This window comes from Corallococcus sp. CA054B (assembly GCF_003611625.1).
Taxonomy (GTDB): domain Bacteria; phylum Myxococcota; class Myxococcia; order Myxococcales; family Myxococcaceae; genus Corallococcus; species Corallococcus coralloides.
In genome coordinates, this window is record NZ_RAVY01000269.1 from 1 (window position 1) to 10,662 (window position 10,662).

A 10,662-nucleotide genomic window follows, 5' to 3' on the forward strand; every position below is an offset into this window, starting at 1 on the left:
GCTCACGTCCAACTCCGCAGGCGAGGGAACCCCGTCATGAATCAGCAGGTCGCCAACCGGCTCAACTCCATCGCGGTGTCCGCCTACAAGTTCATGGGCTCGGTGCTGCTGGCGCTGATCCTCCTGGGCCTGATGTCGTTCCTGGCGGTGCAGGGCTTCTTCCTGGCGAGCAACAGCTGGGCGGCGCCCACCATCCTGTCGCCCACCGACCCCAACGTGCTGGCGCTCAACGCGCAGGCGGCGCAGCAGGAGTCGGAGCGGGACGGGCTGATGGCCCGGCGGCGCGAGGCGCAGGACAAGCTCCTGGAGGCCGAACGGACCGTAGCCTCGGAGCGGTCCTTCCAGCAGCGCTTCGTGGTGGCGCTCAAGGGCGAGAAGCGCGCCAGGGATCGGCTGGCGAAGCGGCTGTCCGCGCTGCGCCAGGAGTACCTGCGCACGGGCGAGGAGATCGCCGAGTCCAACCGCGCCTTCAGCGGCCTGGCCCGCACGCGAACGAACGCGCTCTACGGCGCGAAGCTGATGGAGCGCGAGGACGTGCTCACCACCAACCACCACCTGGCGCAGATGGCGCAGAGCAACCTGTCCCTGGCGCAGGAGACGGTGGACCTGGACATGCGCCTGGACATGCTCCGGCGCGAGAGTGAAGGCCTCACTGCGGCGGAGAACGGCCTGGGCCGCGACGCCGCCGCCGAGGGCCTGACGACGGACACGCTGCTCCTGGAGCGTGAATACACGCAGTCGGTGCTGGTGCTGGCCCGGGCGGACGCGCAGCGCAAGAGCCTGGAGGCGGACGTGCGCGCGCTGGACGACCGCATCCGCCGCTTCGACGACCTGCTCCAGGTGGTGCACGCCTCGCCGTACCTGAAGGCGCTGGAGCAGAACCTCACCGTGGCCTTCGTGCCCTACGAGAACCTGCCCAACGCCCGGGCCGGCACCCCGCTCTACACCTGCGCGCTCAAGATCTTCTGGTGCCGAGAGGTGGGCGTGGTGGGGCCCGTGCTGGAGGGCGAAATCTCCCAGCAGCACCCCATCCGCCAGTACCACTTGCGGGGCGTGATGGTGGAACTCCAGCTGCGGGATGCGCCGAGCGCGCGAGAGCCGCTGCTCCATCTGGGCCATCCCCCGCTGATGCTGTGAACCCCGTCGTGAAATCGGAAAGGAAGCGGAGGATGCGGACGAGCCTCGCGAGGGGAGCCCTGCTGGGGCTCGGGTTGTGGGCGGGCATGGCACCGGCGGCGGAAGAAGCGGGGACGGTGCGGGCCCGGGGAGACCTCGCGAAGGGCTACTGCGAACGCGTGCGCGGCACCGCGAAGGCGGAGGCCGCGCTGGAGCTTGCGCCGGAGGTGTTCGCCAGCGTGGGCGCGGTGAACGCGGGCGATGCGGCGAGCGGCTCGGACGACTCGCCCCTGGGCTCGCCCAAGCTGCGCGTCACCGCGGGGCTGGGCTACGACTTCGTGGGCCTCTACCGGGGCCGCACCCTGCGCTCGCGCGCGGAGGCCGAGTGCCGCCGCTACCAGGCGCTCGCCGCGCTCCAGAGCGCCGTGGAGCAGGGCCCGCGGCTGGGAGAGGCGGCGGCGTTGGACGCACGCGCCCGGGCGTTGGCGACCTCCCTGCCCCGCGCGGAGGAGCTGGTGGCCCAACTGCGCGACGACCTGCGCGACGGCGGCGCGACGCTGGAGGAGCTCAACGCGGTGCAGGTGCGGTTGGATCACCTGCGCTCGCTCGCGCGAGCCACCGCCCAGGCCCGCGAACGGCTGGCGCTCGAACCCGCGCTCCCGGAAGGGCAGACCTTGAGCACGCTGCTCAGCGCCTTCGAGGCCGCGGATGATCAGGTGGAGGTCCTGTCCGGCGGCCTGCGCACGTCGGACGCGTGGCGCCTGAGCGTGCGCGGCGGCTACGACGAGGTCTTCGACGTGGACCAGAGCACGCCCCTCTTCGGCCAGCTCACGCTGGGCTACAACCTGGGCCAGCTGTGGCAGGGCCGGGCCAATGCCCAGGCCCGCGAGGGCCGCCGCCTGGAGTCGCGCGACGCGGTGGACGGAGCGCCCCGGCGGGTGCGCCAGCTGTTGGGCGAACTGCGCATCGCCGAGCAGAGCGAGCAGCAGCGGCTGGGCGAGGTGTCCGCTTTGGTGTCCGACCTCCAGGGACAGCTGCGCGAGGTGGAGCAATTACAGACGCGGCAGGTGCGCCGCTTCCGGGACTACCTGCTGCTGGAGCTGGCGCGGCTCCAGGCGGAGCAGGCCTACCTGGGCGCGCACCTGGAGACCCTCCGCACGCTCCTGGGAGGAGCGGGCCCATGAGCGACGCACGACAACGGCGGTGGGTGGCGCTCGGGACGTCGGGCGTGTTGATGCTGTGGGCGGTCGGACTGCTCCTGAGCCACGGCGCCTGCAACAGCGCGAGGAAGCCCATGGAATCCCCCGCGGCCCCCGACACGCGCGCGCTGCGCTCGGACCCGCCGCCCACGAAGAACGGACTGGCCCCCATCACGCGGCGGCAGCTGCACGTCACCGAAGGCCAGGTCGTGAACGACCAAGAGGAGGACGAACAGGACGGGACGCGGTTCGCCATCGAAGGGCCTCGCCAGCGCGCGGTCGTTCCGGAGACGACGGGAGACGAGGCGGAGCTGCGCTTCACGTGGCTGGGCGCCACCCGCGAGGTGATTCCGCTGGCGTCGGGCCAGCAGCGCGAACAGGTGGGCCTCAAGCTGCGCGCCCGGGACGGCTGCAACCTCATCTACGCCATGTGGCGCATCGCACCCTCCGCGGGCATCGTGGTCCAGTTCAAGTCCAACCCGGACGACCACGAGAGCCGCGAGTGCGGCAACGCGGGCTACATCACCGTGCGTCCGCGCTTCATGGAGCCGTTGGACAGGCTGTCCCCCGGTGAGTCCCACGTGCTGCGCGCCCGCATCGACGCGAACGTGCTGACCGTGTACGCGGACGGCCTGCGCGTCTGGGAGGGATTGCTGCCCGCGGACGCGCTCCGCCTGGAAGGCCCCGCCGGAATGCGCACGGACAACGCACGCGTGCGCTTCGAGCTGCTCGTGCCCCAGGCGGCCGGGCCCACGTCGCACCTCTGACGCGGTCGTCCGGAACCCGCCCGTCGAGGCGAATGCCTGGGGGGCCCCCCTTGCATGGCGAATCCGGGCGTGGGTTGCTTGAGGCTGATGCCCGACCGCGATCCGCTGGCTTCGACGTTCCGTCCACCGCAGGGACTGGAGGCGTTGGAAGACGCCCTCCGCCGCGACCTGGACATCCTGTCGTACCCCGCCCGCGGCTGGGTGCCACCGCGATCCACGCCGGACGGACGTCCCATCATGGACGTGCTCATCGTGGGCGGAGGCCAGAGCGGGCTGGGCGCCGCGTTCGGGCTGATGCGCGAGCGCGTGACGAACTTGATGGTTCTGGACGATGGTAGGGACGGCTTCCACGGGCCCTGGAAGACGTTCGCGCGGATGATCACCCTGCGCACGCCCAAGTACCTCACCGGTCCGGACTACAACATCCCCAACCTCTCCTTCCGCGCCTGGTACGAGGCGCAGCACGGCGCGGAGGGCTTCCAGCAGGTGGCCCTCATCCCGAAGGAGCTGTGGGCGGACTACCTCCTCTGGTACCGGCGCGTGCTGGGCATCCCGGTGAAGTGCGGCACCAAGGCGGGCGCGCTGAGCTGGCGCAAGGACCTCGACTGCTTCGAGGTCCCCGCCGCGCACAACGGGGAGACGGAGTTCCTCCTCGCGCGCAAGGTGGTGCTGGCCACCGGCATTGACGGCTCCGGCCGCTGGGAGGCGCCGCCAGAGGTGCAGCCGCTGCCGCGCGCGCTGTGGGCGCACACGCATGACCCCATCGACTTCGCGGCGCTGAAGGGCAAGCGCGTGGGCGTGCTGGGCGCGGGGGCCTCCGCGTTCGACAACGCCTCCGTGGCGCTGGAGTCGGGCGTGGGCCAGGTGGACCTGTTCTACCGCCGCAAGAAGCTGCCCAACGTGAACCCCTACCGCTGGGCGGAGTTCGCGGGCTTCCTGCGCCACCACGGCGACCTGCCGGACGCGCAGCGCTGGCGCTTCATCCGGCAGATCATCGACATGGGCCAGCTGCCGCCGCGCGACACCTTCGAGCGCGCCCGCCGCCACCCGCACTTCCACCTGCACGCGGAGAGCCCCTGGGTGGAGGTGAAGGCGCAGGACGGCATGGCCGTGGTGCGCACGCCGCACGCGACGCACGCGTTCGACTTCCTCATCATCGCGTCCGGCTTCACCACGGACCTGTCGCTGCGCCCGGAGCTGGCGGAGCTGCACCCGCACATCGCGCTGTGGAGGGACCGCTTCACGCCGCCGGAGAACGAACGGCACGCGGACCTGCTGCGCCACCCGTACCTGGGCCCCTCCTTCGAGTTCCAGGAGAAGCAGCCCGGCACCGCACCGTGGATTGGCGGCGTGTTCAACTACACCTTCGGGTGCCTGCTCTCGTTGGGCTTCGGCGGTGCCAGCATCTCCGGCATGAAGTACAGCCTGCCCCGCCTGGTGGGCGGCATCACCCAACAGCTCTACCTGGATGACAGCGAGCGCCACTTCCGCGCGCTCGCGGATTACGCGACGACGGAGTTCGAGACGTGAGCGCTTCTGGTGTGACGGTGTTTCGCGGTGAGCGCGTGGTGACGCCCGAAGGCACGCGCGCCGCGGCGGTGGTGGTGCGCGACGGGCGCATCGAAGGCATCCACGCGACGGTGGACGTGCCGAAGGACGCGCAGGTGGTGGAGCTGGGCCGGGACGCGCTCCTGCCCGGCATCGTGGACAGCCACGCGCACATCAACGAGCCCGGCCGCACGGACTGGGAGGGCTTCGCCACGGCGACGGCGGCGGCGGCGGCGGGCGGCATCACCACCGTGGTGGACATGCCGCTCAACTCCATCCCCGCCACCACATCGCTGGCCGCGCTCCGCACCAAGGCGGAGGCCGCGTCAGGCCAGTGCGCCATCGACTACGGCCTGTGGGGCGGCGTCATCCCCGGCAACGCGAACGAGCTCCAGGCGATGGTCGACGCGGGCGCACCGGGCTTCAAGTGCTTCCTCGTGCACTCGGGCGTGGACGAGTTTCCCGCCGCCACGCGCGACGTGCTGGACGCGGCCATGCCCATCCTCACCAAGGCGGGCGTGCCGCTGCTGGTCCACGCGGAGCTGACGGACCATGAGCCGCCGTTCGCGGGCGACGTGCGCGCCTACGCCAGCTACCTCGCGTCCCGCCCGGCCGCGTGGGAGGTGGACGCCATCCGGATGATGATCGACCTGTGCCGCAAGCACCGGGGCCCCGTGCACATCGTCCACCTGTCCGCGGCGGACGCGCTGGACGACATCGCGAAGGCGAAGGCGGAAGGGCTGCCCTTCACGGTGGAGACGTGCCCGCACTACCTCACCTTCACGTCGGAGGAGATTGAAGCCGGCGCCACGCATTTCAAGTGCGCCCCGCCCATCCGCGAGGCGGCCAACCGCGAGCGGCTGTGGGACGCGGTGAAGAGCGGCCTCATCGACCTGGTGGTGTCGGACCACTCGCCCTGCACGCCCGCGCTCAAGAAGCTGGAGGCCGGGGACTTCTCCGGCGCGTGGGGCGGCATCGCCGGCTTGCAGCTCAGCGTGTCCGCGGTCTGGACGGGCATGCGCGCGCACGGCCTGGGCCTGGACGCGCTGGTGGACCGCATGGCGCACCGCACCGCGAAGCTGGCCGGATTGTCGGGGCGCAAAGGAGCCATCCGCCCCGGGCTGGACGCGGACTTCGTCGTCTTCGCCCCGGAGGCGCGCTTCAAGGTGGCGCCGGAGGACATCCGCCACCGGCACCGGCTGACGCCCTACGCGGGTCGCGAGCTGGAAGGCCGGGTGATGAGGACATACCTGCGCGGCCAGCGTATCTTCGACGCCACCGAGGGACTGACGGGCCCGCGCATCGGCCAGTGGCTGCCGCGCGGATAGGCCCCGGCGGTCCGGGAGAGGAAAACCGATGCAAGCCGAAGCACCCGGAGCGATGCACGTCGCCTTCGCTGACTTGATTGACCTCGCCGCACGCAAGGTGGGCGGCAAGGCGCTGCTGGCCAACGACGAGTTCTTCGCGCCCAAGGAATCGATGCTGGAGCCCGGGCGCGGCGTCTTCATCGCGGACAAGTACACGGAGCGCGGCAAGTGGATGGACGGCTGGGAGACGCGCCGCAAGCGCGTGCCCGGCTACGACTGGTGCATCGTGAAGCTGGGCCTGCCCGGCGCCATCCACGGCATCGACGTGGACACCAACCACTTCCTCGGCAACTTCCCCGAGTACGCCTCCCTGGACGCGTGCGAGGTGGACGGAGATCCGTCGCCGGAGTCGCTGGCGGAGGACGTGTCGCGCTGGACGGAGCTGGTCCCCAAGCAGCGCCTGCGCGGCGGTTCGCGCAACCTCTTCGCGGTGGCGAACGAGCGGCGCTTCACGCACGTGCGCCTGAACATCTACCCGGACGGCGGCGTCGCGCGCCTGCGCGTGCACGGGCAGGTGCTGCCGGACTGGCACGCGCTCAAGAAGGCGGGGCTGGTGGACCTGGCGGCGGCGGCCAACGGCGGCTCCGTCGTCACATGCAACGATCAGTTCTTCAGCACGAAGGACAACCTCATCTTCCCGGGCCGCGCGGCGAACATGGGCGAGGGCTGGGAGACGCGCCGCAAGCGCGTGCCGGGCTTCGACTGGATCGTCGTGAAGCTGGCCACGGCGGGCACGCTGCGCCGCGCGGAGGTGGACACCCACTTCTTCAAGGGCAACTTCCCGGACCGCTGCTCGCTGGAGGGCATCCACCTGGAGGAGCCGCTGCTGGACTTCGCCAACGCGACGCACCTCCAGTGGAAGGAGTTGCTGCCGCAGTCGAAGCTCCAGGCGGACCACTGCCACGTCTTCGAGAAGGAGCTGCAGGACGTGGGCCCCATCACCCACGTGCGCCTCAACATCTTCCCGGACGGCGGCGTGAGCCGGCTGCGCCTCTTCGGAGAGCCGGCGTGACGACGCCGCTGGAGCGCCTGAACACCGCCACGACGGAGGAGGCCACCGAGGCCCTCACCCGTTGCTGCGGCAGCACGAAGTGGGTCCAGCGGATGCTGGCCGTCCGCCCGTTCCGCGACGCGGAGCACCTGTACGCGGAGGCCGCGGACGCCTGGGCGCGCACGGGGCCGGAGGACTGGAAGGAGGCCTTCACGCACCACCCGCGCATCGGCGACGTGTCGAAGCTGCGGGAGAAGTTCGCCTCCACCGCGCAGTGGTCGTCACAGGAGCAGAAGGGCGTAGCCGGCGCGGACGAAGGCGTGTTGCAGGCGCTGGCCCAGGGCAACCGGGACTACGAGTCCCGCTACGGCTTCATCTTCCTCGTCTGCGCCACGGGCAAGAGCGCGGCGCAGATGCTGGAGCTGCTCCAGGACCGCATGCACCACACCCCGGACGAAGAGCTGAAGATCGCGGCCGGGGAGCAGGCGAAGATCACCCGCATCCGACTGGAGAAGCTCCTCTCGTCATGAGCACCCTCAGCACGCATGTCCTGGACACGAGCACGGGCCGTCCCGCGGAGGGGCTCTCCCTCACGCTTGAGGCCCGCTCGGGCGAAGACTTCCGGGAGCTGTCCCGGGGCGTCACCAACGCGGACGGACGGGTGAAGGACCTGTCGGGCGCGAACACGAAGCTTCAGCCCGGCGTGTACCGCCTCACCTTCGACACCGGGGCCTGGTTCCAGGCCCGGGGTCAGCGGGGCTTCTACCCCTATGTGCAGGTCGTGTTCGAAGTCACCGCGACCGACGAGCACTACCACGTCCCGCTGCTCTTGAGTCCCTTCGGCTTCTCCACCTATCGGGGCAGCTGAGGCCGGAGCAGCTGAAGCCTCAGACGCGCGGCGGTTCGACGGGCGCCTTGTCCACGGCGGGCACCTTGTCCGCCGGGGCCTTGTCGCCGCCGCGCTCCACCTTCTCCGGCTTGTCCGCGACGGGCTCCGCGCAGAGCGTGGAGTTGTTCGTCTTGCACGCGCCGCCGTTCTGCAGGTCGAACTGCCAGCGGTGGCGCGGGCACACCACGTAGCGGCCCTCCTCCACCCAGCCCTCCGCCAGGTCCGCGCCCTGGTGCGGGCAGAAGCGCTGGATGGTGAAGCGCTTGCCGCCAGCCTCCACCACGGTGCGCTCCTTCTGGGCCTCCGTGGCGCGGATGCCGTCGCAGAACTCGCGGATGTCCTCCACCTCCACGCCCAGGAAGCCGTGCAGCACGGGCTCGTAGACGTCCGGGTTGCGGGACAGGCGCAGGCGGAAGGACAGGAGGAAGTCCTCCCAGTTCAGCTTGCGATCCAACACGCGCACGATGTCGCTCGCGCTCACCTTCATCGCGTAGCGGCTCTTGTCGCGCATCTCCGTCACTTCATCCACGCGGCGGGCCTTGAAGTCCACGCGCAAGAGCCGCGTGGGTGCCTCCGTCAGCTCCACGTAGAACGGCATGCCCACGCGGTCGTGCAGGTCCAGCAGGTCCAGCTTGCGCTGCAGCTCCGTGCGCAGGCGCCCGTGGATCTCATCCACCTCCTCGCGCATCAGGTTGCGGCGGCGCTCGCGGAACACGTAGGCCATGTCCTTCGCGTACGTGTGGAGGTACTCCTGGAAGTTCTCCGTCGTCACGCGCTCCGGCACCTGGGACACGAACTCCAGCGAGCCCGCGTCCAGCACGTCACCGGGCATGGGCTCCAGGTAGCGCGTGGGCAGCGTGGGCATGCGCTTCTCCAGGTAGGAGAAGAGCACGGGCGCGCGCGGGAAGATGTTCACGTCCTGGAAGTTCAGGTGGAAGAGCGCCGGGTCCAGGAAGGCCGCCGGGCCCGCCGCCGCGATGTACGCGCGGGGTTGCACCACTTCCAACGCGCGCGCCACCGCCTCGAACTTGCTGTCGCGCTTCTTCAGGCTGATGGCCGAGTACTGCGCCTCCGGGTACTCGTAGCATGTGGGGTGCCAGATGGCGCCGGAGAACTGGGCGGAGAAGACGTCGATGGGCCCCTCCTCCGCGATGACGCGCACCAGCCGATCATGCATCTTGCAGTCGTTGATGTTGAGGAAGCACTGCCCGTCGCCGCGCACCATCACGCTGGAGTCGCGGTTGGTGCCCTGCTCGGACACGAAGATCTTGATGTAGCCGCCCTTGATGGGAATCTCGCGCGAGTCCTCGCACGCGATGACGCGCTTGCAGCCGTACTTCTCGAAGATGTCCCGCAGCTCCGAGCGGCGGAACCTGGGCACCAGCACCGTGAAGTCCCGCTTCGCGATGGTGGCCAGGAACTCCGGGTCGAAGTGATCCTTGTGCTCGTGGCTGATGTAGAGGAAGCGCTCCTTGCCCGGCGTCTCCAGCAGCTCCTTCACGCGCGGCGCCAGGTGGTGGTTGCGCGGCAGCTGCATCCACGCGGAGTCGAAGGCCCCCTGGGGCGTCAGCCACGGATCCATGACGACGAGCGCTCCGGCGGTCTCCACCGCGAAGCCCGCATGACCCAGGAAGGTGATCCGCATGAACGTCGTCCCTCGAATGGAGGGCCCGGCCGGAAGGACCGCGCCCTGAGTGGATGTGCGCGGGCAGCCCAAGGCCCCGGCGTCAGCTAGGCTGCGAAGCTAGGGCGTCTCTTTCCAGCGGCACCCCGGCGCGCCCCGCCTGTCGGAAAGCCCACGGACGTCACGTCAGGCCGCGAACAAAAAAAGAGGGAGGCCCACGCGGGGCCCCCCTCTCCTGCCGACTTCAGGACGCGTGGCGTGCGGCCTGCCTAGGGCTGGATCTCCCGGACGCTCAGCCACTTGAAGTCCACGTCCGTGGCGTTGTCCCAGCGGAACGTGGCGATGGGGCCGCCCCAGGTGATCGGCATGGCGCCCACGGAGCCGCCGCAGTGCTGGGCATCCCCGCCCCATTTCCCGTCGTCGGTCATGTCGTAGACCTTGGTCCAGGAGACCTTGTCCGCGTTGTCGTTGAGGTACAGCTCCAGCTTCACCGCTTCCCCGCCGTTCGCACCGGGCACGTTGCGCATGACGGCCTTGAAGCCCACCCAGCGGCCCTTCAGCGCGGAGGCGGCCGGCTTGTACGGCGCCTGGTCGTAGGACACGTGCCAGGTCTCCTTCTCCCAGCGCACGCGGCCGTCGTAGTGCAGGCCACCCTTGTAGCTGCTGCCCTCGCAGCCGGAGTTCTTGTCGTTGTGCTTTCCGCCGCGCGCGTACCAGGCGAAGTTGTCCTGGTTGTTGTTCACCGCGTTGACCTTCACGAAGCCGGTCATCTCGATGTTCTTCCAGTCGTTGGCCGCCTGCATGTAGCCGCGGCTCGCCAGCACGTCGCGGTCATACGTGGGGATCTGCTTCGCGTCGTAGCCGGAGGACGGGAAGGCGCTCATGCGCACCTTCGTGCTCTTCATCTTCCAGGAGCCGTCCGCGTTGCGCGTGATGGTGCCCTGCGGATCAAAGCGCCTGTCCGCGGTGGCGTCCTCCGCGAGCGCCCAGGACTCGCCGCCCGGCAGCGAGGGGTACATCATCGTCACGCCGAAGCCGTCCACCCCCGAAGGAGCGGGAGCCGGCGTGTCCTCCGGCGGCGCGGTGGGCGCGGGCGCGGAGGGGTCCTGCGGGGCCTCCGTCTCCGAGGGGACGGGCTCCGGCGTGCCCTCCGGCTCGGGG

General features: G+C 70.2%; 10 protein-coding genes. 8 read left to right on the forward strand and 2 right to left on the reverse strand.

Annotation, left to right across the window (positions count from 1 at the left end):
• Positions 1-36: 36 nt before the first annotated feature.
• From D7V80_RS37700 to uraH, 8 genes are all read left to right on the forward strand, one after another.
• Positions 37-1,137 (forward strand): hypothetical protein, encoded by a 1,101-nt coding sequence (locus D7V80_RS37700; protein WP_120592670.1) that lies wholly within the window; start codon positions 37-39, stop codon positions 1,135-1,137.
• A gap of 32 nt (positions 1,138-1,169) precedes the next feature.
• Positions 1,170-2,300, forward strand: a complete 1,131-nt coding sequence (locus D7V80_RS37705; protein ID WP_120592671.1) for a hypothetical protein — start codon at positions 1,170-1,172, stop codon at positions 2,298-2,300.
• Entirely contained in the window at positions 2,297-3,082 is a 786-nt protein-coding gene (locus tag D7V80_RS37710; protein ID WP_147447350.1) for a hypothetical protein, read from the forward strand. The genes D7V80_RS37705 and D7V80_RS37710 overlap by 4 nt, the downstream gene beginning before the upstream one ends.
• Positions 3,083-3,169: 87 nt before the next feature.
• A complete protein-coding gene (locus tag D7V80_RS37715) occupies positions 3,170-4,612 on the forward strand; it encodes an FAD/NAD(P)-binding protein (protein ID WP_120592673.1) in 1,443 nt (480 codons plus the stop codon).
• Entirely contained in the window at positions 4,609-5,958 is a 1,350-nt protein-coding gene (gene allB, locus D7V80_RS37720; RefSeq protein ID WP_120592674.1) for an allantoinase AllB, read from the forward strand. The genes D7V80_RS37715 and allB overlap by 4 nt, the downstream gene beginning before the upstream one ends.
• 28 nt (positions 5,959-5,986) lie before the next feature.
• Positions 5,987-7,009 (forward strand): allantoicase, encoded by a 1,023-nt coding sequence (gene alc / locus D7V80_RS37725; RefSeq protein ID WP_120592675.1) that lies wholly within the window; start codon positions 5,987-5,989, stop codon positions 7,007-7,009.
• Positions 7,006-7,518, forward strand: a complete 513-nt coding sequence (gene uraD, locus D7V80_RS37730) for a 2-oxo-4-hydroxy-4-carboxy-5-ureidoimidazoline decarboxylase (RefSeq protein ID WP_120592676.1) — start codon at positions 7,006-7,008, stop codon at positions 7,516-7,518. The genes alc and uraD overlap by 4 nt, the downstream gene beginning before the upstream one ends.
• Positions 7,515-7,856: a hydroxyisourate hydrolase gene (gene uraH / locus D7V80_RS37735; RefSeq protein ID WP_014397447.1), complete on the forward strand. Its 342-nt coding sequence runs from the start codon at positions 7,515-7,517 to the stop codon at positions 7,854-7,856. The genes uraD and uraH overlap by 4 nt, the downstream gene beginning before the upstream one ends.
• A gap of 19 nt (positions 7,857-7,875) precedes the next feature.
• Here the strand turns inward: uraH and D7V80_RS37740 are convergent, their stop codons facing one another.
• Both D7V80_RS37740 and D7V80_RS37745 read right to left on the reverse strand, forming a co-directional pair.
• A complete protein-coding gene (locus D7V80_RS37740; protein ID WP_120592677.1) occupies positions 7,876-9,522 on the reverse strand; it encodes a Rieske 2Fe-2S domain-containing protein in 1,647 nt (548 codons plus the stop codon).
• 248 nt (positions 9,523-9,770) lie between these two features.
• A partial coding sequence (locus tag D7V80_RS37745) for a carbohydrate-binding protein (protein ID WP_233586030.1) occupies positions 9,771-10,662 on the reverse strand: 892 nt, incomplete at its 5' end.